The sequence below is a fragment of the Stenotrophomonas sp. 93052_Sma genome (genome assembly GCF_056481145.1).
Genome location: NZ_CM151134.1, coordinates 1,596,850 through 1,619,299 on the forward strand (window position 1 = coordinate 1,596,850; position 22,450 = coordinate 1,619,299).

19 protein-coding genes and 4 pseudogenes are annotated in these 22,450 nt (G+C 66.5%); 16 read left to right on the top strand and 7 right to left on the bottom strand.

Translation table 11 applies throughout. From position 1 onward, the window contains the following. Positions 1-14 precede the first annotated feature (14 nt). Together ACZK2V_RS07445 and ACZK2V_RS07450 are read left to right on the top strand one after the other, a co-directional pair. Positions 15-942: pseudogene (locus ACZK2V_RS07445) on the top strand (ABC transporter ATP-binding protein). Beyond that, positions 939-2,049: pseudogene (locus ACZK2V_RS07450) on the top strand (ABC transporter permease). The pseudogenes ACZK2V_RS07445 and ACZK2V_RS07450 overlap by 4 nt, the downstream one beginning before the upstream one ends. A gap of 79 nt (positions 2,050-2,128) precedes the next feature. Here ACZK2V_RS07450 and miaB read toward each other — a convergent pair. Then, positions 2,129-3,545: pseudogene (gene miaB, locus ACZK2V_RS07455) on the bottom strand (tRNA (N6-isopentenyl adenosine(37)-C2)-methylthiotransferase MiaB). Between the two features lie 200 nt (positions 3,546-3,745). Continuing rightward, positions 3,746-4,366 (bottom strand): glutathione S-transferase family protein, encoded by a 621-nt coding sequence (locus ACZK2V_RS07460; RefSeq protein ID WP_049423267.1) that lies wholly within the window; start codon positions 4,364-4,366, stop codon positions 3,746-3,748. 80 nt (positions 4,367-4,446) lie between these two features. On the opposite strand from ACZK2V_RS07460, the gene ACZK2V_RS07465 reads away from it, so the two are divergent. The 7 genes from ACZK2V_RS07465 (at position 4,447) to ACZK2V_RS07495 (ending at position 10,511) form a co-directional block, all read left to right on the top strand. Beyond that, positions 4,447-5,415, top strand: a complete 969-nt coding sequence (locus ACZK2V_RS07465) for a helix-turn-helix transcriptional regulator (protein ID WP_049423265.1) — start codon at positions 4,447-4,449, stop codon at positions 5,413-5,415. 46 nt (positions 5,416-5,461) lie between these two features. Then, entirely contained in the window at positions 5,462-6,388 is a 927-nt protein-coding gene (locus tag ACZK2V_RS07470; RefSeq protein WP_486323067.1) for a lytic transglycosylase domain-containing protein, read from the top strand. 194 nt (positions 6,389-6,582) lie between these two features. Continuing rightward, positions 6,583-7,203 carry a ubiquinol-cytochrome c reductase iron-sulfur subunit gene (petA, locus tag ACZK2V_RS07475; RefSeq protein WP_049423262.1) on the top strand — a complete coding sequence of 207 codons (621 nt, stop codon included), beginning with the start codon at positions 6,583-6,585 and terminating at the stop codon, positions 7,201-7,203. Next, a complete protein-coding gene (locus tag ACZK2V_RS07480) occupies positions 7,203-8,462 on the top strand; it encodes a cytochrome b (protein WP_049423260.1) in 1,260 nt (419 codons plus the stop codon). Before petA ends, ACZK2V_RS07480 begins: the two co-directional genes overlap by 1 nt. Then, a complete protein-coding gene (locus ACZK2V_RS07485; RefSeq protein ID WP_049423258.1) occupies positions 8,455-9,204 on the top strand; it encodes a cytochrome c1 in 750 nt (249 codons plus the stop codon). The genes ACZK2V_RS07480 and ACZK2V_RS07485 overlap by 8 nt, the downstream gene beginning before the upstream one ends. Before the next feature lie 134 nt (positions 9,205-9,338). Continuing rightward, positions 9,339-9,974 carry a glutathione S-transferase N-terminal domain-containing protein gene (locus tag ACZK2V_RS07490; protein WP_005408842.1) on the top strand — a complete coding sequence of 212 codons (636 nt, stop codon included), beginning with the start codon at positions 9,339-9,341 and terminating at the stop codon, positions 9,972-9,974. A gap of 84 nt (positions 9,975-10,058) precedes the next feature. Next, on the top strand, positions 10,059-10,511 hold the full coding sequence (locus ACZK2V_RS07495) for a ClpXP protease specificity-enhancing factor (protein ID WP_100471832.1): 453 nt from the start codon (positions 10,059-10,061) through the stop codon (positions 10,509-10,511). Positions 10,512-10,596: 85 nt separating this feature from the next. On the opposite strand, the gene ACZK2V_RS07500 is transcribed toward ACZK2V_RS07495, so the two are convergent. The 4 genes from ACZK2V_RS07500 to ACZK2V_RS07515 all read right to left on the bottom strand — a co-directional run bounded on the left by ACZK2V_RS07500 (position 10,597) and on the right by ACZK2V_RS07515 (position 13,209). Next, the gene (locus tag ACZK2V_RS07500) at positions 10,597-10,947 is read right to left on the bottom strand and encodes a DUF3301 domain-containing protein (protein ID WP_049423257.1); all 351 of its coding nucleotides are present in this window, start codon (positions 10,945-10,947) and stop codon (positions 10,597-10,599) included. A gap of 67 nt (positions 10,948-11,014) precedes the next feature. Continuing rightward, entirely contained in the window at positions 11,015-12,016 is a 1,002-nt protein-coding gene (locus ACZK2V_RS07505) for a DUF2272 domain-containing protein (RefSeq protein WP_071228394.1), read from the bottom strand. A gap of 75 nt (positions 12,017-12,091) precedes the next feature. Continuing rightward, the gene (gene nadC, locus ACZK2V_RS07510) at positions 12,092-12,943 is read right to left on the bottom strand and encodes a carboxylating nicotinate-nucleotide diphosphorylase (protein WP_049423252.1); all 852 of its coding nucleotides are present in this window, start codon (positions 12,941-12,943) and stop codon (positions 12,092-12,094) included. Beyond that, positions 12,940-13,209, bottom strand: a complete 270-nt coding sequence (locus tag ACZK2V_RS07515) for a Trm112 family protein (protein ID WP_032128883.1) — start codon at positions 13,207-13,209, stop codon at positions 12,940-12,942. Before ACZK2V_RS07515 ends, nadC begins: the two co-directional genes overlap by 4 nt. Positions 13,210-13,267: 58 nt before the next feature. Here ACZK2V_RS07515 and purE point away from each other — a divergent pair, with 58 nt between their 5' ends. The 3 genes from purE to ACZK2V_RS07530 all read left to right on the top strand — a co-directional run bounded on the left by purE (position 13,268) and on the right by ACZK2V_RS07530 (position 15,370). Then, positions 13,268-13,771 (top strand): 5-(carboxyamino)imidazole ribonucleotide mutase, encoded by a 504-nt coding sequence (gene purE / locus ACZK2V_RS07520; RefSeq protein ID WP_005412808.1) that lies wholly within the window; start codon positions 13,268-13,270, stop codon positions 13,769-13,771. Further along, entirely contained in the window at positions 13,768-14,916 is a 1,149-nt protein-coding gene (locus tag ACZK2V_RS07525; RefSeq protein ID WP_032128885.1) for a 5-(carboxyamino)imidazole ribonucleotide synthase, read from the top strand. Before purE ends, ACZK2V_RS07525 begins: the two co-directional genes overlap by 4 nt. Before the next feature lie 112 nt (positions 14,917-15,028). Next, positions 15,029-15,370: a carboxymuconolactone decarboxylase family protein gene (locus ACZK2V_RS07530; protein WP_004152082.1), complete on the top strand. Its 342-nt coding sequence runs from the start codon at positions 15,029-15,031 to the stop codon at positions 15,368-15,370. 114 nt (positions 15,371-15,484) lie between these two features. On the opposite strand, the gene ACZK2V_RS07535 is transcribed toward ACZK2V_RS07530, so the two are convergent. Further along, positions 15,485-16,063, bottom strand: a complete 579-nt coding sequence (locus ACZK2V_RS07535; protein WP_071228391.1) for a superoxide dismutase — start codon at positions 16,061-16,063, stop codon at positions 15,485-15,487. 120 nt (positions 16,064-16,183) lie between these two features. On the opposite strand from ACZK2V_RS07535, the gene grxD reads away from it, so the two are divergent. The 4 genes and pseudogenes from grxD to ppnN all read left to right on the top strand — a co-directional run bounded on the left by grxD (position 16,184) and on the right by ppnN (position 22,397). Continuing rightward, positions 16,184-16,504, top strand: a complete 321-nt coding sequence (gene grxD / locus ACZK2V_RS07540) for a Grx4 family monothiol glutaredoxin (RefSeq protein WP_005408852.1) — start codon at positions 16,184-16,186, stop codon at positions 16,502-16,504. Next, a complete protein-coding gene (locus tag ACZK2V_RS07545; RefSeq protein WP_486323068.1) occupies positions 16,501-17,277 on the top strand; it encodes an SDR family NAD(P)-dependent oxidoreductase in 777 nt (258 codons plus the stop codon). Before grxD ends, ACZK2V_RS07545 begins: the two co-directional genes overlap by 4 nt. Positions 17,278-17,509: 232 nt before the next feature. Then, entirely contained in the window at positions 17,510-20,758 is a 3,249-nt protein-coding gene (locus ACZK2V_RS07550; protein WP_132809750.1) for a TonB-dependent receptor, read from the top strand. Positions 20,759-21,010: 252 nt separating this feature from the next. Next, positions 21,011-22,397 (top strand): annotated as a pseudogene (gene ppnN, locus ACZK2V_RS07555) (nucleotide 5'-monophosphate nucleosidase PpnN). Positions 22,398-22,450: the final 53 nt, after the last annotated feature.

Here is a 22,450-nt window from a genome sequence, read left to right on the forward strand (position 1 = left end):
ACACCGGCGAGGACATCGCGGTCCACGCACGCGGGCTGACGCGCCGCTTCGGCGATCTTCTGGCCGTGGACAACGTCGACCTGACCGTGCCGCGCGGACAGGTATACGGGTTTCTGGGCCCGAACGGGTCCGGCAAGTCGACCACCATCCGCATGCTGTGCGGCCTGCTGGAACCCAGCGCAGGGCAGATCGAGGTGCTGGGGTTGGCGGTTCCCGAGCAGGCCGAAGCGCTGCGCCGACGCATCGGCTACATGACCCAGCGCTTCTCGTTGTATGAAGATCTGTCGGTGCGCGAGAACCTGGAGTTCCTCGCCGCCATCCAGGACCTGCCGCGCGCACAGGCCCGGCAGCGGGTCGACGAACTGCTGCAGCAATACCGGCTGCAGGACCGCCAGCCACAACTGGGTGGCACGCTCAGTGGTGGCCAGAAGCAGCGCCTGGCCTTGGCCGGTGCCGTGGTGCATTCGCCCGAACTGCTGTTCCTGGACGAGCCGACCAGTGCGGTCGATCCCGAATCGCGCCGCGATTTCTGGGAAGCCCTGTTCGAGCTGGCTGATGCCGGCACCACGGTGCTGGTGTCGACCCACTACATGGACGAGGCCGAGCGCTGCCACCGGCTGGCGATCCTTGATCGTGGCGCACTGGTGGCCGACGGCACGCCGGCCGAACTGTGTGCACGGCTGGACGGCCGCACGCTGCAGGTCACCTCGACGCAGCCGCGCCAGGCCAGCCGCGCACTGTCTGAGCTGCCCGGCGTGCTGAGCGTGGCGCAGATCGGCACCCAGCTGCGGGTATTGTGCAGCGAGGATGTCGCGGACGCCGCCGCATTGCGGCGCGCTGGCCAGCGCCGATCCGCAGGCCCGCATCGAGGCGGTGGCACCGAACCTGGAAGACGTGTTCGTGGCGGCCACCCGCGGCCGTGGCCGGGAGCCGGCGGCATGAACCTGCGCCGCCTGTGGGCGATCATGCTCAAGGAGCTGCGGCAGCTGCGCCGCGACCGCATCACGCTGGCGATGATCGTCGGCATTCCGGTGATGCAGCTGCTGCTGTTCGGCTACGCGATCAATCTCAACCTGCGCCATCTCAACGCCGGTGTCGCTGACCAAGCCAACAGCGCGGCGTCACGCGCGCTGGTGCAGGACATGGTCGCCACCGGCGTGATCACGCCGCGCAGCGAGGCGTACACGCCCGATCAACTGATGCAGGCGCTGCGCCGTGGCGAAATCAGTGTCGGCATCGTGGTGCCGGCCGACTTCGAGCGTCGTCGCTTCGATGGACGCGAGGCGGTACAGGTGCTGGTCGACGGCAGCGACACCGTGGTACAGAGCGCAGCGATCCAGCTGGCACAGGTGCCGCTGGATACGCGCCCGACCAGCAACACGTGGCCGCTGCGCGAAGGCAGCATCGCCGGTGGTCCGATCAGCGTGACCAGCTTCTACAACCCGCAGCGGCGTTCGGCGGTGAACATCGTGCCGGGCCTGATCGGGGTGATCCTGACCATGACCCTGGTGATGTTCACGGCCGTAGCGGTGGTGCGCGAACGCGAGCGCGGCAACATGGAACTGCTGATCGCCACACCGGTGTCGCGCAGCGAACTGATGGTCGGCAAGGTGCTGCCCTATGCGGCCATCGGTCTGCTGCAGACCACGCTGGTACTGGTGCTGGGCACCTGGCTGTTCCAGGTGCCGATCCGCGGCAGCCTGCTGGACATCTATCTGGCCGCGGTGCTGCTGGTGCTGGCCAACCTGGCGCTGGGCCTGCTGATCTCAACGCGCGCGCTCGCAGTTCCAGGCGATGCAGATGACGTTGTTCCTGTTCCTGCCGTCGATCCTGCTGTCTGGCTTCATGTTCCCGTTCGCCGGCATGCCACGGCCGGTGCAGTGGCTGGCCGAAGTGCTGCCGCTGACCCACTTCCTGCGCCTGGTGCGCGGCATCATGCTGCGCGGCGCCTCGCTGTGGGAGCTGTGGCACGATGCACTGGCGCTGCTGGCCTTCATCGTGGTGATGATGACGCTGGCGATCCTGCGTTTCCGCAAGCGATTGGATTGAGGCATGCCATCCGGTAGTGCCGGCCGCTGGCCGGCATCAACTCCGGTGGGTGCCGACCGTTGGTCGGCACACCCTAACCTTATTCCGCCACCACGCGCGCGCGCAGCGAATTGGTCAGCGCTTCGGTGATCACCACGTCCACGAACTGGCCGATCAACCGCGCCGGCGCCGGGAAGTTCACCGAACGCATGTTCTCGGTCTTGCCGGTCAGTTCGTTCGGGTTCTTGCGCGAAGGGCCTTCCACCAGCACGGTCTGCACGGTACCGACCATCTTCTCGGAGATGCCGGCGGCGTGCGCATTGATGCGCTCCTGCAGGCGCGACAGGCGCGCGTGCTTTTCGGCATCACTGATCGTGTCCTCCAGGTCGGCCGCCGGGGTGCCCGGGCGGCGCGAATAGATGAAGGAGAAGCTGTGGTCGAAGCCGATGTCCTCGATCAGCTTCATGGTCTTCTCGAAATCGGCATCGGTCTCGCCGGGGAAGCCGACGATGAAGTCCGAGCTGATCGAGATGTCCGGGCGCACCGCGCGCAGCTTGCGGATCTTCGACTTGAATTCCAGTGCGGTGTAGCCGCGCTTCATCGCCGACAGTACGCGGTCGCTGCCGGCCTGCACCGGCAGGTGCAGGAAGTTGGCCAGCTGCGGCACGTCGCGGAACGCGTCGATCAGCGAATCGCTGAACTCCAGCGGGTGCGAGGTGGTGAAGCGGATGCGGCCGACGCCGTCGATCTCGGCGATGGTGCGGATCAGCAGGCCGAGGTCGGCAAACTCGCCGTCGCCATACGGGCCGCGGTAGGCATTGACGTTCTGGCCGAGCAGGTTGATCTCACGCACGCCCTGTGCAGCCAGCTGCGCCACCTCCACCACCACGTCCTCGAACGGGCGGCTGACTTCGGTACCGCGGGTGTAGGGCACCACGCAGAACGAGCAGTACTTGGAACAGCCTTCCATGATCGAGACGAAGGCCGAAGCGCCTTCGGCGCGCGGTTCCGGCAGGCGGTCGAACTTCTCGATCTCGGGGAAGCTGATGTCCACCTGCGGGCGCTTCTGCTCGCGCCGTGCACGGATCAGTTCCGGCAGGCGGTGCAGGGTCTGCGGGCCGAACACCAGGTCGACGAACGGCGCGCTTGATGATTGCCTCGCCTTCCTGCGAAGCGACGCAGCCACCCACGCCGATGATGACCTCGCGGCCCTTGTTCTTCAGGCCCTTCCACACGCCCAGCTGGCTGAACACCTTCTCCTGCGCCTTCTCGCGGATGGAGCAGGTATTGACCAGGATGACGTCGGCGTCGTCCGGGCTGTCGGTCAGTTCCAGCCCATCGCTGGCGGCAAGCACGTCGGCCATCTTGGCCGAGTCGTACTCGTTCATCTGGCAACCGTGGGTCTTGATGTACAGCTTGCCTTTCACCTGGTCGGGCTTGCGCGGACCGGCGGGCAGGGCAACGAGCGGGGTACCGCCCGGCGTGGCGGGCGGAAAGACGTCTGGCGTCCCGGTCATGGCGCTTAATCCATTCGGGTGGCGGGAAAGCGGGCAATTCTACCCGCATCCCAGCGCGCGCCGGCCCAGTAGAGCCAGGCCATGCCTGGCTGCTTTCCGTCCCGCAGGCACGGCGGGCGGGTCATCCACGCGTGGCGTGGATCTACTGGAATTCCGGGTCCGCCCCCCCGGTAGCGCCCGGCCGCGCCCGTCGGCATGCCTCAGGCCGCTGCCAGCTCCGCATCGATCTGCCGCGAACGGTCGAAAGCGGTCATCGCACTCATCCGTGCAATGTAATCAGCCGTTGCCGGCGCCGGCTGCACCAGGCCGAAGGCGGTGGTCCAGGCCAGCGCATTGCCCCACAGCACGTCGGCGGCGCTCATCCTCTCGCCGAGCAGGTACGGCCCCTGCGCCAGCTGGGCCTCGACCACCTGCAGCACGGTCTCGGCGTCGTTGTAGGGCGACATCAGGCGCGGCGGCGGCTCGCGGTGCATTGCCTTGTCGATCATCGCCGGCTCGAAACAGGCGCCGTAGAAGGCCATCCAGCGCAGGTAGGGGCCGCGCAGGGCGTCGCCGATCGGCGGGGCCAGCCCGGCTTCCGGGTACAGGTCGGCCAGGTACAGGTAAATCGCCACCTGCTCGGTCACCAGTGCGCCGTTGTGGACGATGGCCGGTACCTTGCCCATCGGGTTGATGGCCAGGTAGGCCGGGGCCAGGTTGGCGCCGGCCTTCAGGTCCAGCACCTGCATGCGGTAGTCGGCACCCAGCGCTTCGAGCAGGGCCACGGCGCCGCTCGAGCGTGAACGGGCGGCGTGGTACAGGGTGATCTGGCGGGATGTCATGGCATTGCTCCTTGCGGTGGGTGGTGAACTGGAGCTCATCCTGGGGCACTATTGCGGACGACTTCTGTCCTCGATCCTTCATGCGCCATACCGCCCATCGACTGTTGCGCCTGATCGCCCTGCTGCAGGCCCGTCGCCAGTGGTCCGGGGCCGAGTTGGCCGAGCGCATGGGCGTGGACCGGCGCAGCATCCGTCGTGACATCGAGCGCCTGCGCGAACTGGGCTATCCGGTGCAGGCCTCATCCGGGGTTGGCGGCGGCTACCAGCTGGGGGCAGGGGCACCCGTACTTCCCATGCTGTTGGATGAGGAAGAGGCGACCACCCTGGCCATCGCCCTGCGCGCGGCCTCGGCCACCGTCGCCGGCATTGACGACACCGCGCGTGGCCTGCTGTCCAAGCTCGACCCGCTGGTGCCGACCCGTCGCCGCCAGCAGGCCGGCGAGGTGCATGCAGCGACCGCCACCCTGTCCGATCTTCCGTCCACCGATGCGCGCGTGCTCGGGCGGCTGGCCCAGTACTGTCGGCAGGCGTCACGGCTGGCCTTCGAATACCGCAGTGCGCAGGAGGCCGTCACCCTGCGCGAGGTCGAGGCCCAGCACCTGGTCAACTACGGGCGGCGCTGGTACCTGCTGGCCTGGGATCTGGGACGCCAGGACTGGCGTACCCTGCGCGTGGACCGGATGGGAACGGTGCGGGAATGTGCAGAGCCGGGCATGCACCGGCGCACCCCCGCGCCGCCGGACGTGATGGTGCGGCAGGCGGTCAGCCAGGCCCCGTTCGCGCTGCAGGCCATCGTCCGTCTGGCCGGCAGCCGCGCTGAACTGGAAGGTCGCATTCCGCCCTGGTGCGGAGTGCTGGAGGCGGACGGCGCCGAGCACTGCCTGCTGCGCATGGGTGCTGAGAGCCGGGGCATGATGCTGGCGCAGATCCTGAGCCTGGACCGGGTGCCGGTGGCGCTGTGGACCACGCCGCCGGGCCTGCGCGACGAACTGGCCCAGCGCCTGGCCGGGCTGGGCCAGGTGCTGGCTGTGCCGTCGGTCACAGGCTGAGCCACATCGCTTGGCAAGCCCCGGCGAAGCTGGGACACTCGCCGCCATGAAGGGGATACTGGGGACAACGGCGATCATCATCGCTGCGCTGACCGCTGCGCCGGCCAGCGCCGGAACCCTGTACAAGTGCCAGGGCCCTGACGGCGTCACCAGTTATGTGAGCAAGCGGGTGGCCGGTGCGCGCTGCAGCACCATCAGCTACAGCCGCGACACCCGTCCGGCGCCGCGCCCGGTGGTGGCCGCGCCAAGGCCGACGCCGACCACGGTGGCCAGCATCGAACGCAATCCCGTGGCCGTTGCCGCCAGCGCCGCAACGCCGGCAGCGGTCGCGCCGACACCTTCATCCGCGCCCGCAGCTGCTCCAGCACAGCCGGTCGCCCCACGCACCGGACGCATGGTCAGCGGCCAGGTCTATTCCTTCATGAAGGACGGCGTGCGCCACTACACCAGTGCGCGCCCGACCCAGGTCGCCAATCTCGGCCCGGTGCGGACCATCCGCTACAGCTTCATGGAGCGCTGCTACGCGTGCGGGGTCAATCCACGCGTGGACTTCGGCACCGTGCGCCTGAACACCTCGGCCTTCCAGGCCGAGATCACCTCGGCCGCGCGCGAGTTCGGCGTGGAAGAGGCTGTGGTGCGCGCGATCATCCACGCCGAGTCGGCCTACAACCCGACCGCGCTCAGCCGCGCGGGTGCGCAGGGCCTGATGCAGCTGATGCCGCCGACCGCGGCCCGTTTCGGGGTCAGTGACTCCTACGATGCCGGGCAGAACATCCGCGGTGGCGTGCAGTATCTTGCGTGGTTGCTGAAGCGCTTCAACGGCGACCTGACCCTGGCTGCCGCCGGCTACAACGCCGGCGAAGGCGCGGTCGACCGCCACGGTGGCGTGCCACCCTACAGCGAGACGCAGTACTACGTGCGCCGGGTCGGGCAGCTGGCCGAGCGTTACCGCACCGCCCTGAGTCACCAGTAGGTGCCGACCGTTGGTCGGCACTCCTTGAACAGGTAGGCGCCGACTGTCAGGCGGCACGCATCTGAAAGAGTTGTTGCAATGCGTTGTGTGGCGCGCGACGGTTCCGCTACACTCGCCCATGATTCAATGCGGCTCTGGCCCCCACCGGATCCGCTGGCAGCCTTAAAGCTACCTAATCAATATCGGAGTGCCGGATGGCCAACGATGGGGTACACGATCCAGTCAACACCGGACGTCGGCGTTTTCTTTCTGCCACCACAGCCGTGGTGGGCGCCGTCGGCGTCGGATTCACCGCAGTTCCTTTCATCAAATCCTGGAATCCCAGTGCCCGCGCCAAGCTTGCCGGCGCACCGGTGGTGGCCGACATCAGCGCCCTGCAGGAAGGCCAACGCCTGATCGTGGAATGGCGTGGCCAGCCGATCTGGATCGTCAAACGGTCCAAGGCGATCCTCGATGCGCTGCACGGGCTGGACGGCCGTCTCAAGGACCCCGAGTCCGGCGAGAAGGACCAGCAGCCGGAGTACGTGCTGAAGCAGAACCCCGAGCTGCGCTCGATCAAGCCGGAGATCTCCGTGCTGGTCGGGCTGTGCACGCACCTGGGCTGCTCGCCGGAAATGGTCGCCGAGATCCGGCCCGAGCCCTACGATCCGCAGTGGAAGGGCGGTTACTTCTGCCCGTGCCACAAGTCGCGTTTCGACATGTCCGGCCGCGTCTTCAAGGACGTGCCGGCGCCGATCAACCTGAAGGTGCCCGCGCACCACTACCAGGACGACAACACCATCATCATCGGTGTTGATCCGCAGGGGGCTGCCTGATGGCCAATATCCTCAGCCGTACCGCCAGCGGCGTCGCCGACTGGGTCAATGCCCGCGCGCCGGGCCTGATGCCGGTCTACCGCAAGCACGTCACCGAGTATTACGCGCCGAAGAACTTCAACATCTGGTACTACTTCGGTTCGCTGGCGCTGCTGGTGCTGGTCAACCAGATCGTCACCGGCATCTTCCTGACGATGCACTACAAGACCAACGCCGCCGAGGCGTTCGGCTCCATCGAATACATCATGCGTGATGTGGAGTGGGGCTGGCTGATCCGCTACATGCATTCGACGGGCGCCTCGCTGTTCTTCATCGTGGTCTACCTGCACATGTTCCGCGGCCTGCTGTACGGCAGTTACCAGAAGCCGCGCGAGCTGGTGTGGATCCTCGGCATGCTGATCTACCTGGTGCTGATGGCCGAAGCCTTCATGGGCTACGTGCTGCCGTGGGGCCAGATGTCGTTCTGGGGCGCCAAGGTGATCATCTCGCTGTTCGGCGCGATACCGGTGATCGGCAACGGCCTGACCGAGTGGATCATGGGCGACTACCTGCCCAGTGACGCCACGCTCAACCGCTTCTTCGCGCTGCATGTCATCGCCCTGCCGCTGGTGCTGTTGCTGCTGGTGGTACTGCACCTGGGCGCGCTGCACGAAGTGGGGTCGAACAACCCGGACGGCGTGGAGATCAAGAAGGGGCCGAAGGGCAACCGCTGGTCGCCGAACGCGCCGGCCGACGGCATTCCGTTCCACCCGTACTACACGCTCAAGGATGGCGTCGGCGCCGGCTTCCTGCTGATCATCGCCGCCTTCATCATCTTCTTCGCGCCCGGTTTCGGCGGCCTGTTCCTGGAGCACGACAATTTCACCGAGGCCAACCGCCTGGTGACCCCGGAGCACATCAAGCCGGTCTGGTACTACACGCCGTACTACGCGATGTTGCGCGTGGTACCGAACAAGCTGGGCGGCGTGCTGGTGATGTTCTCGGCCATCGCGATCCTGTTCCTGGTGCCATGGCTGGACAAGGCGCGGGTGAAGTCGGTGCGTTACCGCGGCTGGATCTCGAAGGTGATGCTGGGTGTACTGGCGGTGTGCTTCGTCTGGCTGGGCGTGATCGGCTCCGGCCCGGGTACCGACGTGCACGAGACCTACATCGGGCGGGTGCTGACCTTCCTGTACTTCGCGTTCTTCATCACCATGCCGCTATGGACAAGGTTGGACAGGACCAAGCCGGTACCGGAGAGGGTGACCACGCATGACTGAGCGCTGGATGGTCCGACTGGCCCTGGCGGCCACCTTGATGCTGGGCAGTTTCCTGGCCTCCGCCGCCGAGGGCGGCGCCAAGCTGCTGCAGGCCGGCAACGACCTCGGTGACCGCGCCTCGCTGCAGCGCGGCGCACAGCTGTACATGAACTACTGCTCCGGCTGCCATGCGCTGAAGTACCTGCGCTATTCGCGGATGGCGCAGGACCTGGGCCTGACCGAGGAAGAGGTGATGAACAACCTCAACTTCACCGGCTCGGCGATCGGCGACCCGATCCCGGTGGCGATGCCCAAGGAGAACGCCGAGAAGTGGTTCGGCAAGATGCCGCCGGACCTCAGCCTGATTTCGCGCGTGCGTGGCAGTGACTGGGTCTACACCTATCTCAAGTCGTTCTACCTTGATACCAGCCGGCCGCTGGGCTGGAACAACGCGTTGTTCGCGAACGCCTCCATGCCCAACCCGCTGTGGGAAATGCAGGGCCTGCAGCATGCCGTGCATGGCAAGCCCGAGGCCCCCGGCATGGACCCGCCGGTGACCGGCCTGCGCATCGAAACGCCCGGTTCGGTGGATGCCGGCCAGTACGACCAGGCCGTGCGGGACATCACCAACTTCCTCGAATACGCCGGTGAACCGGCCGCGCTCAAGCGCCAGCAGCTGGGCGTGTGGGTGATCCTGTTCCTGGCGCTGCTGACCTTCCTGCTGTACCTGCTGAAGAAGGAATACTGGAAGGACGTTCACTGATTCTGCCGCCGACCATTGCATGGGCCTATTGGCTTTTGTGATGGTCGGTTGCACACTCGGGGAGGAGTCGACCGCTGGCACGGTGCCGGCGGCGCCGATGCGGCAGGCGGTCTCCTGTCGTGGGAGAGCCTTTGATGGCGGCGAGCGTACGCATGCGCAATACACTGACGCTGTTTTCCTCGAACGACGATGTGCTGTGCCACCGTGTACGTCTGGTGCTGGCGGCGAAAGGGGTCACGTTCGACTTCGTTCCGGTCGATCCGCAGAACCCGCCTGAAGACCTGATCGATCTCAATCCGTACCACTCGGTGCCGACCCTGGTCGAGCGCGAGCTGGTGCTGTACGCGGCGTCGGTGGTCAGCGAATACCTGGACGAGCGCTATCCGCATCCGCCACTGATGCCGGTCGATCCGCTGTCGCGTGCGCGCATCCGCCTGGCCATGCTGCGCATCGAGCACGACTGGGTACCGCAGGTGCAGGCCATCCAGCTGGGCAACAAGACCCAGGCCGAGGCCGGCCGCAAGCGCCTGAAGGAGTTGCTGACCGCCTCGCTGCCGCTGTTCAAGGCCAGCAAGTTCTTCCTCAACCCGGAAATGAGCCTGGCCGACTGCGCGATGGCGCCGATCATCTGGCGCCTGCAGTCGCTGGACGTGCCGCTGCCGAAGGACGGCAAGGCGATCGAGGACTACGGCAACCGCATCTTCCGCCATCCCGGTTTCGTCCGCAGCCTGACCGATCAGGAAAAGAAACTGCGCGATCTGCCGGTCTGATCCGGCCCCGCATTACCCGTCTGCACGCCGACCGGCGTGCAGGCGATCCGCCCCGGCGGGGCGCCGGGCGCGTACACTTCACGCATGACCGAAGACTTCTTCCACATGACCAGCCACCGCCCGTACCTGCTGCGGGCGCTGGTGGAATGGATCAACGACAACCAGCTGACCCCGCACATCCTGGTCGACGCCGGCGTCCCCGGCGTGCAGGTCCCGCCTTCGGCGGTCAAGGATGGCCGGGTTGTGCTCAACATCGCCGAACGTGCCGTCGTGCGGCTGATGATCGACAACGAAATGGTGAGCTTCTCGGCCCGCTTCTCCGGCACCAGCTACCCGGTGCAGGTGCCGATCAGCGCCGTGCTGGCTGTCTATGCCCGCGAGACCGGGCAGGGCATGGCGCTGCCGGATGACATTCCGGGCAATGAGACCGCACCGACCAGCGAGGAACTGCTGCACGAGGAAGGCACGCCGCCGGACGATACGCCGCCGGCCAGTCCGCCGCCGAAGGGGCGCCCGAACCTGCGCGTGGTCAAGTAATCCTTCCGACGCCGCCCCGATGGGCGGCGTTTTCCTTTACAGGATTTACCGGTGGGTGCCGACCGTTGGTCGGCACTCAAAGCCCTTAGACATCCTCGGCATCCTCCGCATCCGGCCGGATCTGGCTGATCCGCGCGGCACCGGGGCCGGTGAACGAGATCAGCTGGTCGCCACGCAGCACCATGCGGCCCACGTGGCGATCGATGCCATCGTAGGAATACTCGAACTTGAAGGTGCGCTCGAAACCGAGCCGTCCATCCTCGCCACGCGACAGTCGCAGGCCGGTGGCGTGCACCGCCTGGTCCAGCCACTGCACATCGGCGGCGCGGCAGGCATTGCGGCCCAGCTCGACCGCGCGCTCGGCGGCCGAGCGTGCGGCATTCCAGAAGAAGTAGATGATTCCGCCGGCAATCAGCAACAGCAGCAGGGTGGGCATGGCGTCAGCCGTCAGAGGTCGATTCCGCAAAGATGGCGGCGAACGAGCGCTGGATCAAGCGCTGGATTCACCGCCGCGGCTGCGGTTCGCCGGATACCGGTTGCGCGGGCACGATGACCGGTTGCGGTGTCGGGGCGGGCTGCATCGGCGTCGCAGTGGGCGAGGGCATCACCAGCGGTGATGTGGCGGTCAACTGCAGCAGCGCCGCCCAGTCCTGCCGGTTGAAGCTGCATTCGTCCTCGCGGCCCGGCGTGCAGCTGGGGTCGATGCCGGTGCTGTTGCGTTCGCGCGCGGGCGGCAGCTTGATCAGTCCGGTGCGGTCCAGAGGCAGCAACCGCATCGCCACGGTGTTCATCACGTTGCCGCCGACCAGGTACAGGGTCTGGTCGCCGCCAAGATTGGCCGCTACCACCACTTCGCAATGTGATTTCCAGTGGCCCACCGAGCCATTGCCCAGTGCCTGCACCAGCCCGCTGTAGCTGAGCGTAGTGCTGCGGTCGCGCAGGAAGCACAGCAGGTCGCCCGGTGCGGGCTTTGCGGTCGCGGGATCGACCAACCGGTACGGCACGCCCGAGGGGCCGCCCTGGTACGCGGCACGGATGTAGTCGATGTGGCGTGGCGAGGTGTTGAAGCCGGGAACGCCGGACTGCACCATCACCCAGGAAATGAACGCGGCTGACCACGGGTTGTCGACCAGGAAGGCGCGGCAGTCGCTGTCGGTGTAGCGCGTACCCAGCGGTGCCAGGCAGCTGTTGGCGCCGGCGATGCTGCCCATTGCGTTGAGCGTGCCGCTGTTGCGCCAGTAGCCGGCCACGCGCTGCCAGGCGATCAGGCCGTTGTCGGCCAGGTGATCGCTTTCGGCCTCGGTGACACTGAGGCTGGCGGCGCGGCCATCGCGATCAATGAAGGGCCGGAACCACAGCCGGTGCTCGTTGCAGGCGGTATTGCGGATGGCCACCGCCAACGGGCTCAGGCCGAAGCGGGGCGGCACATCGCAGGCTTCGGCGGCCGCGGCGGACAAGGGGGCTGCGGCCAGCAGCAGGCAGGCAGGCAAGAGCATCCGGCGCATGCGCGGCTCCTGTGGGGGATGACCGCAGCGTCGCAGCGCTGTCGTGAACGCCGGGTGTGAGAACCGGGTCAGGCCTCAGCCCGGCGGCGGGCCCAGCTTCAGCGACAGATCAATCGCCTGCACGTGCTTTGTCAGGCCGCCAATGGAGATGCAGTCCACGCCGTCCTCGGCGATCGAACGCAGGCCGCCCAGGCCCACGCTGCCGGATACTTCCAGCGGAATGCGGCCTGCCGTGATGCGCACGGCCTCGCGCCGCAGGTCCGGGCTGAAGTCATCCAGCAGGATGCGTTCGCAACCGGCTTCCAGCGCCTGGCGCAGCTGTGCCAGGTCTTCCACCTCGACCACGAGCGGCAGCGCGGGCCATTGCCGGCGCGCGGCGGCCACGGCTGCGGCCAGTGAACCGGCAGCGCGGATGTGGTTTTCCTTCAGCATCACCGTGTCGTACAGGCCGAAACGATGGTTCTCGCCACCGCCGCAGCGCACTGCGTACTTCTGCGCCAAGCGCAGGCCGGGCAGGGTCTTGCGGGTGTCGAGGATGCGTGTGCCGGTACCGGCCACGGCCGCCACGTAGCGTGCGGTGGTCGTGGCGGTGCCGGACAGCGTCTGCAGGAAGTTCAGCGAGGTGCGTTCGGCGCTGACCAGGCTGCGGCTTCGGCCGTGCAGCAGGGCCAGCACGGTGCCGGCGGTGACCGTGTCGCCCTCGGAGACATGCCATTCGATGCGCACGTCCGGATCGAGTGCGCGGTGGGTGGCGTCGAACCAGGGGCGGCCGGCGATCACCCCGTCCTGCTTGCACAGCAGGTAGGCGCTGTCGGCCTGGTCGGGCAGCAGGGCGGCGGTGACGTCGCCGCTGCCCAGGTCCTCGGCCAGCGCACGCGCGACATCGGCGGCGACAACGGCCGCATCCGGCGTCGGCAGCGCGCTCATGCGGCCGGGAAGTCGGCGATCTGGGCGGTCGGGATGGCTTCCTCGGCCAGCAGCACCGGGATGCCGTCGTCAACGCGGAACACCTGCTTGCGATCGCGGGTGACCAGCGCTTCGCGCAGCGGCTGCGCCAGCGGGTTGCCATCGGCCTTGTTCACCGCGCCGGTGGAAATGGCCTTGTTGAGGGCTTCCAAGCCCTTGCCATCCAGCAGGGACAGGGGCTGGCGGGTGTCCGGCGACACCAGCAGGTCGAGCAGCTTGCGATCCATGGTTCTTCGTCTTGCGTGGAAGATGGCTAGAATACGTCTTTAAGGCAGGTGACGGCCAATGACCCCCAACCCGATCGCGCCGCTTGTCGGCATCGTCATGGGTTCCCGTTCCGACTGGGAAACCATGCAGCACGCCGCCCAGAAGCTTGAAGCTCTGGGTGTTCCGTTCGAAGTGAAGGTAGTGTCCGCGCATCGGACGCCGGATGTGTTGTTCAGTTACGCCGAGCAGGCGGGCCCGCGTGGCCTGCGCGCGATCATCGCCGGTGCCGGCGGGGCCGCGCACCTGCCGGGCATGATCGCCGCCAAGACCGCCGTGCCGGTGCTGGGCGTGCCGGTGCAGTCCAAGGCCCTCAACGGCATGGATTCGCTGCTGTCGATCGTGCAGATGCCAGCCGGCATCCCGGTCGCCACCTTCGCCATCGGCAATGCCGGCGCCTCCAACGCCGCGCTGTTCGCCGCCGCAATGCTGGCCAGTGACCAGCCGGCGATCGGCCAGGCGCTCGACGCGTTCCGCGCACGCCAGACCGAAGACGTGATGGCCCACGACGATCCGCGCCAATGAGCCTGACCGTCGGCATCCTGGGCGGCGGCCAGCTCGCCCGCATGATGGTACTGGCCGGTGCGCCGCTGGGACTGCGCTTCGAGCTGTACGACCCGGCCGCCGACGCCTGCAGCGGCCCGCTGGCGCCGCTCACCGTCGGTGCCTTCGATGACCGCCAGGCGCTGGCGGACTTCGCCGCCAAGGTCGATGTGGTCACCTTCGATTTCGAGAACGTGCCGGCCGACAGCGCGCAGTTCCTGGCCGACCGCGTGCCGGTCTACCCGCCGCCGGCCGCACTGGCCGTGGCCCAGGACCGGTTGAGCGAGAAGACCCTGTTCCAGCAGCTGGGCATTCCGCTGCCGGCCTTCGCTGACATCCGCAGCCGTGACGAGTTGGCCGCGAAGGCTGCCGAGTTCGGTCTGCCGTGCATCCTCAAGACCCGCCGCCTCGGTTACGACGGCAAGGGTCAGTTCCGCCTGCGCAGCGAGGCCGACATCGATGCCGCATGGGATGCGCTGGGTGCGCAGGTCGAGCGTACTGGTCTGATCCTGGAAGGCTTCGTGGCCTTCCAGCGCGAGGTCAGCGTGGTTGCCGTGCGTGGCCGCGATGGCAGCTTCGAGGCCTGGCCGGTCACCGGGAACTGGCACGTCGACGGCGTGCTGTCGGCCAGCGTGGCGCCGGCCGTGTTGTCGGCCGCCGAGCACGAGGCCGCGATCGGCTATGCCCGTCGCGTCGCCGAGCACCTGCAGTATGTCGGCGTGTTCGCGCTGGAGCTGTTCTGCCGCGATGGCGAGCTGTTGGCCAACGAGATGGCGCCGCGCGTGCACAACTCCGGCCACTGGACCATCGAAGGCAGCGAGACCTCGCAGTTCGAGAATCACCTGCGCGCTGTGCTGGGCCTGCCGCTGGGCAGCACCCGTATGCTCGGTCATGCCTGCATGCTGAACTGGCTGGGCGCGATGCCGGACCCCGCGCCGGTGCTGGCCCAGGCCAGCGGCCACTGGCACGACTACGGCAAGGAGCCGCGTGAGGGCCGCAAGGTTGGTCATGCCACGCTGCGCGATGATGCTGCTGATGCACTGGCCGATGCACTGGACCAGGTGGGTCTGGAGCTGGGTCGCCAGGCCCAGGTGGCGCCGGCGGTACACGCGCTGCGCAACCGCTGAACCCGGTAGTGCCGGCCGCTGGCCGGCAATGCAACGATGTGGCGCGCCGGTGCAGGCATCGGCGCAACATTCCCGGTGGTAGCGTGGAGCTCCTTTCACAGGAGTCACGACCATGCTCGACTGGAATGCCTACCGCAAGGAACTGAAGGGCCGCATCGGCGAGATCGGCAAGCTCTCGCCGGATACGGTCAAGGGCTATGCCACCCTGGCCAATGCCGGCGCGCAGACCAACCACCTGGATGCCAAGACCCGCGAGCTGATCGCGCTGGCCGTGGCAGTGACCACCCGCTGCGACGGCTGCATCACCGTGCATGTGGATGCAGCGCTGAAGCACGGCGCCAGCCGCGAGGAAATCGCCGAGGCGCTGGGCGTGGCAGTGTCGCTCAATGCAGGCGCCGCGTTGGTGTACTCGGCACGGGTGATGGACGCGGTGGCCGCGCACGAGAGCGCGTGAAGCTCCGTACTGTTTCCCGGTAGTGCCGGCCGCTGGCCGGCAGATCGGGTATGTTCGTGCGCGTATGGGGATGCCGGCCAGCGGCCGGCACTACCCCGTGGCGGAGCCGCTGCCTCAGCGCAGCTGGCTTTCGGCGAATTCCCAGTTGACCATCTGCCAGAACGCGTCCAGATAGCGCGCGCGATCATTCTGGTAGTCGGTGTAGTAAGCGTGCTCCCAGACGTCGCAGCACAGCAGCGGGGTGCTTTCGCCGGTCAATGGCGTGCCGGCGTTGCGGGTGGCCTGCAGGCCCAGCTGCCCGCCCGGATGCTGCACCAGCCACACCCAGCCCGAGCCGAACAGGCCCAGTGCGGTGCGGTTGAATTCCTCGCGCAGGCGCTGCACGTCGCCGAACTGGCGCTTGACCAGCTCGCCCAGCCGCCCCTGCGGCTCACCGCCGCCGCGCGGGCGCAGGCACTGCCAGTAGAAGCCATGGTTCCAGGCCTGGGCGGCGACATCGAACAGCGTGCCCTGGGCGTGGCGGACGATCTCTTCCAGTGACGCTTCCTCCCACTCGGTGCCGAGGATGCCGGCGTTGACGGCATCGACATAGGCGCGATGGTGGCGGCCGTGATGCAGTTCCACGGTCTGTGCGGACAGGTGCGGCTGCAGGGAGCCGGAGAGGTAGGGCAGGGCAGGCAATTCGACAGGCATGGACAGGTTCGTGGCCAGGGGGCGGCGGCAGCCGGTTCCATCCGCTTACAATGGCGGCTACCGTGGGCAGTCTAGCCGACCATCACGGTCGGTTTGTCCGGCGAAGCAAGGAGTGTGGTTGTGGCGGTAATGCAGCAAATCCAGGCCGAGGTCGATCGTTACCCGCTCGTGCTGTTCATGAAGGGCACCCCGCAATACCCGATGTGCGGCTTCTCAAGCCGCGCCGTACAGGCGTTGATGGCGGCCGGCGCTGTCACCCTGCGCACCGTCAACGTGCTGGAAGAACCCGAGATCCGCGCCAACCTGCCGCGATTCTCCAACCTGCCGACGTTCCCGCAGCTGTTCATCAACGGTGAGTTGATCGGCGGCTGCGACATCGTCCTGGAGCTGTTCGAAGCCGGCGAGCTCAAGCGCATCGTCGAAGAGGCGACCCAGGGATGAGTGCCTGGCCATCGACGTCACCGACCGACGGGGCGCTCGATGGCCGCCCGTTGCAGGATCGCGTGGTGCTGGTTGCCGGCGCCGGCGGTGGCTTGGGTAGTGCGGCGGCCGTTGCGGCCGCAGCGGCCGGTGCCACCGTGGTCCTGCTGGGCCGCAAGCCGCGCCGCCTCGACCGTGTCTACGCCCAGGTCCAGGCCGTTGGCCCGGAGCCGCTGCTGTATCCGCTGGATCTGGAAGGCTCTGGCCCGGATGACTACGCCGAACTGGCCCAGGCCCTGCAGCGCGAGCTGGGGCGGCTGGACGGCCTGCTGGTCTGTGCCGCCCATTTCCCGGGCCTGACTCCGTTTGAACTGGCCGATCCGTCCAGTTTCGCCCGCGCGGTGCACGTCACCCTGACCGCGCCGGCCTGGCTGGCCCAGGCCTGCCTGCCGCTGCTGCGGCAGCGCGAGGATGCGGCGATGGTGTTTGCAGTGGATGCGCCCGAGCGGGTCGGACAGGCCTATTGGGGGGGGTATGGCGTGGCCCAGCATGGCCTGCGCGGCCTGATCACCAGCCTGCATGACGAGCTTGGCCGCAGCCCGGTACGGGTCAGTGGCCTGTACCCCGGCCCGCTGCGCACGGCGCTGCGCGCCCGGGCGTATTCCGTAGACCAGGACCCGGCCGCCCAAGGCCCGGAGGCCGCCGCAGCTGCGGCCGTGACCCTGTTGTCCGGTGCTGGCGCCACCTGGCGCGGCCGGATTCTCGATGCCAGCGGGGCGTCCCCGGCCGAGTGAGTGCCGGGGAAAGGCGGAGTGAAGAACCCGTCACGATTGCGTTGCGATCGGGTGCCGTTTGTCGCACAACCGTCACATTGATGGCGTAGCGTGTTAATCTAGTGTTAACCGTTGTGGCTTCCTTCAGCCAAGCGGTAGGGAACCCCAGATAAATGTCCGACCAGCCACCCGCAGGGCTGTTTGGATGCGCTTTTTTTCCGCCATCGCCAACTCGCATCGAGGCTACCGAAAAATGACCCACCCACTCCGGATGTCCAAGCTCACCCTTGGTCTCGTGGCTGCGCTCGCCACCGCTCCCGCCTTCGCCCAGAGCACCTCTGCCGGTGTCGGCGGCCAGGTGATGTCCTCTGCAGGCCAGCCTGTCGCTGGCGCTGAAGTCACCATCACCCACACCGAGTCGGGCACCGTTTCGCGTGCCACCACCGACGCGTCGGGTCGTTACAACGCGCGCGGCCTGCGCGTGGGTGGCCCGTACACCATCACCATCACCAAGTCCGGTGAAGGCACCAAGACCGAAGAAGGTGTCTACCTGAACCTGAACCAGGTCAACACGGTCAACGCCAGCCTCGGCGGCGATCTGGCCGCCACCAACCTGGACGCCGTGAACGTTGTCGCCACCGCCGGCGGCCTGGACCTGTTCAGCGCCACCAAGATGGGCAGCGGCACCAACGTGACGCGCGAAACGATGGACGCGCTGCCGTCGGCCAACCGCAACATCCAGGACTACATCCGCCTGGACCCGCGCATCTCGCAGGTCAGCAAGGCTGACGGCGCGATCTCGGCCGGTGGCCAGAACACCCGTTACAACGCCATCCGCATCGACGGCATCAGCGCCTCCGATCCGTTCGGCCTGGGCTCCAACAACCTGCCGACCGAGCGTCAGCCGGTGTCGATGGACGCCATCCAGGAAATCAACATCGACCTGGCCAACTACGACACCACCATCGCTGGTGGTACCGGTGCGGTGATCAACGCCGTGACCAAGTCGGGTACCAATGAATTCCACGGCACCGTGTACGGTTCGTACCGCGACAAGGACATGGTCCGTTCGCGCCTGGAAGGTGACAAGCAGGACTTTAACGGCTTCAAGGACGAGAAGACCTACGGCATGACCTTCGGCGGCCCGATCGTCAAGGACAAGCTGTTCTTCTTCACCAACTACGAAAAGTACGAGCGTAGCGGTGGCGGCGTCAGCCTTGGCGAAAGCCCCTACAACAAGGCTGGCGGCATCAGCGATGCTGATATCGCCCGCGTCCAGAAGCGCATGTCCGATCTTGGCTATCAGGTCGGCGGCGTCGGTGCGCTGAACAACAAGACCGAGATCGAAGAGTACGCGGTCAAGCTGGACTGGAACATCAACGAGAACCACCGTGCGGCCCTGCGCTACAACAAGATGAAGCAGGACGTGGTGCGTTTCCCGAAGGTCAGCAACAGCGAAATTTCGCTGAGTGACTTCTGGTACACCCAGCCGACCGAGTATGAGACCTGGATGGGTGAACTGTTCAGTGACTGGTCCGAGAACTTCTCGACCGAGTTCAAGGTCTCGCACAAGGACTACTCGTCCAACCGCGTTGCCGCTTCGCACCTGCCGCAGATCCGCGTCCGCTTCGACAACAATAATTCGCTGTACCTGGGTACCGAGCAGAACACCCACACCAACCTGGTGGAGTCGAAGGAACTGAGCGCCTTCGGTGCCGGTACCTGGTATGTCGGTGACCACACCGTCAAGTTCGGCTTTGACTACACCGACAACGACCTGATGAACTTCTACGGTCGCAACCTGTACGGCGCGTATGAGTTCGCCAACCTGGCTGCGTTTGAAGCCGGCACCCCGTCCGCGTACCAGGTGCGCGTGCCGCGTGCTGGTGGCAGCCTGGATGACATTCCGGCGAAGTTCCACCTGAAGAACACGGGTCTGTTCATCCAGGATACCTGGGCGATCAACTACAACCTGAGCCTGATGTTCGGTGTCCGCGTTGACATGCCGGACTTCAGCACCCAGCGCCTGTACAACCCGCGCATCGAGCAGCTGTACGGCTTCAACAACACCAAGCTGGTCGACAAGAAGCTGTTCCAGCCGCGCGTCGGCTTCAACTACACCTTCGATAGCGACCGTCCGACCCAGCTGCGCGGTGGCGTGGGCCTGTTCGGCGGTGCTGCCCCGAACGTGTGGCTGGCGGGTGCCTACCAGAACACCGGCCTGAACTACGCCGAGTACAACCTGACCCGCAATCCGGGTGGTTTCAGCTTCGATGCTGACAATCCGTTCATCCCGGACCCGTCGCTTGCTTCGGCACGTCAGAACGTCGACCTGATCGCTCCCGGTACCCGCCTGCCGTCGGTCTGGAAGGCCAACCTGGCCTTCGATCACGAACTGCCGTGGTACGGCATCGTGGCGTCGGCCGAGCTGCTGGTCACCAAGGTCAAGGATGGTCTGTACTTTGATCGTCTGGACGTCATGACCCCGAATGCCAACCGCTCGGTTGGTCAGGACGGTCGTGCGCTGTACTGGAACGACTACGGCATGAACGGTGCCAATGCTGGCTCGAACGGCATGCAGGCTGGCCAGAAGAACGGTCGTGCCTGCTCGGCCACCGATCAGACCTGCCCGAGTGACCGTGTCAACCGTCCGAGCGATATCGGCGACGTGATCCTGCTGCGCAACACCGACAAGGGTCGTGGTTCCCAGGCTACGTTCTCGCTGGCCAAGCCGCTGACCGAGAACTGGGGCTGGTCGCTGGGTTATACCTACACTCAGGCGAAGGAAGTGAGCCCGCTGTCCAGCTCGCAGAACACCTCGAATTGGAACAACACGCTGAGCCTGAACGCCAACGACAACGTTGCGTACAACTCGCGCTATGCGATCAAGGACCGCATCACCGGTACCCTGGAGTGGAAGCACAACTTCTTCGGTGACAATGCCACCCGCGTCGGCCTGTTCTATGAAGGCCGTTCGGGTCGTCCGTACAGCTACGTGTTCTATAACGACGTGAACGGCGACGGCGCAGGCACCAACGATCTGTTCTACGTGCCGAAGGGCCCGGGTGACGTGATCTTCACCGGCGGCGCCGACATGGAGAAGAAGTTCTTCGAATGGCTGGCGCAGAATCCGGAGCTTGATGCCTACCGTGGCAGCGTGGTCCCGGCCAATGCGCACCGCGCCAAGTGGGTCAACAGCTTCGATGTCCGCATCAGCCAGGAGTTCCCGGGCTTTGCGAAGACCCACAAGGGCGAGATCGCGCTGGACATCATGAATGTCGGCAATCTGCTCAACAAGAAGTGGGGTCTGATCGACGATTACGGCTTCTACGCCACCCGTCGCGTTGCCAACTACTCGGGTATCGACCCGGCTACCGGCAAGTACCTGTACAACTTCACCGGCCGTACCGACAACTCGTCGATCCAGGAAAACAACAACGACAAGGGCAACACCGCCGTGTCGCGCTGGTCGATGCAGCTGACCGTGAAGTACAAGTTCTGATCCATCAGAGCCTGAAGCAGTAAGTGAAAACGGCCGGGGAAACCCGGCCGTTTTCCGTTCATGCGAAAGCCCTTGCAGGTCACCTGGCATCGGCGTAGCATCGGGAAATGTGCGCGGTGCCAACGCCGCCGATGCGGTCCCGGAAAGGCGAACGCGGGAAGCACACATCCAACGGTCGGGCTTCCCGGCCGTTTTGCTTTTTAAGGGGGCGGCAGTACAGTCGGAAACCTTGAAGGAAGCGAAAAATTGGACATGACCACGAACGAAAAATCAGCCCGTGCATTGCCGGTGCAGGACGCGCGGATCTACCCGCGCGGTGGGCTGGATGTGCTGTCGCGGGCCGAAGTGGCCCGCCTGCGCGATGCGTCTGCCGGCGGTATGCACGAGCTGCTGCGCCGCTGCGCGCTGGCCGTGCTGACCAGCGGCAGTGCCTCTGACGATCCGCGCGCGGCGCGCGATCTGTATCCTGATTTCGACATCCAGGTGGCGCAGCAGGATCGCGGCGTGCGCATCGATCTGGTCAATGCACCGGCGATGGCCTTCGTCGATGGCGAGATCATCCGCGGCGTCGCCGAACTGCTGTTCGCCGTGGTGCGTGACCTGGCCTACATGGCCATCGAGATGGGCCCGGCCTACGCGGCCGAGCTGGAGTCGTCCGAGGGCATCACCAACGCGGTGTTCGGCCTGCTGCGCAATGCGCGCATCCTCAACCCGGGCGACCCGAACCTGGTCGTGTGCTGGGGTGGCCATTCGATCTCGCGCGACGAATACCTGTACACCAAGCAGGTGGGCTACGAGCTGGGCCTGCGCGGCCTGGATATCTGCACCGGCTGCGGTCCAGGCGCGATGAAGGGCCCGATGAAGGGCGCCACCATTGCCCACGCCAAGCAGCGCCGCACCGTGACGCGCTACATCGGCCTGACTGAGCCGGGCATCATCGCGGCCGAGTCGCCGAACCCGATCGTCAACCACCTGGTGATCATGCCGGACATCGAGAAGCGCCTGGAGGCCTTCGTCCGCATCGGCCACGGCATCATCGTGTTCGCCGGTGGCGTCGGCACCGCCGAGGAGATCCTGTACCTGCTCGGCATCCTGCTGCGCGAGGAAAACAAGGACCTGCCGTTCCCGCTGATCCTGACCGGCCCGACGGTGGCAGCGCCGTACTTCGAGCAGATCGATCGCTTCATCCGCCTGACCCTGGGCGATGCAGCCGCCGAGCGCTACGAGATCGTCATCGGCGACCCGGTGGCGGTGGCAAGGAAGATGGCCAACGGCATCAAGCGCGTGCGTGAGCACCGCCTGGCACAGAAGGACTCGTTCTTCTTCAACTGGTCCATCGAGATTCCGTGGGAGTACCAACAGCCGTTCGTGCCGACCCACGAGGCCATGGCCGCGCTGGACCTGCACCACGGGCGCGCCGCACGCGCTGGCGGCCGACCTGCGCCGGGCGTTCTCGGGCATCGTTGCCGGCAACGTGAAGGAAGACGGCATGCGCCGCATCGAGCAGTTCGGGCCGTTCCAGATCCATGGTGATCCGGACATGATGCAGGCCCTGGACGCGCTGCTGCGCGCCTTCGTCGAACAGCGCCGGATGAAGATCTCCGGCGAATACCAGCCCTGCTACCAGGTGCTGGCCTGAGCCTGCGCCGGCGCGATGGGGATCGCGCCGGGACAGGCAGGGGAGGGCGGGCC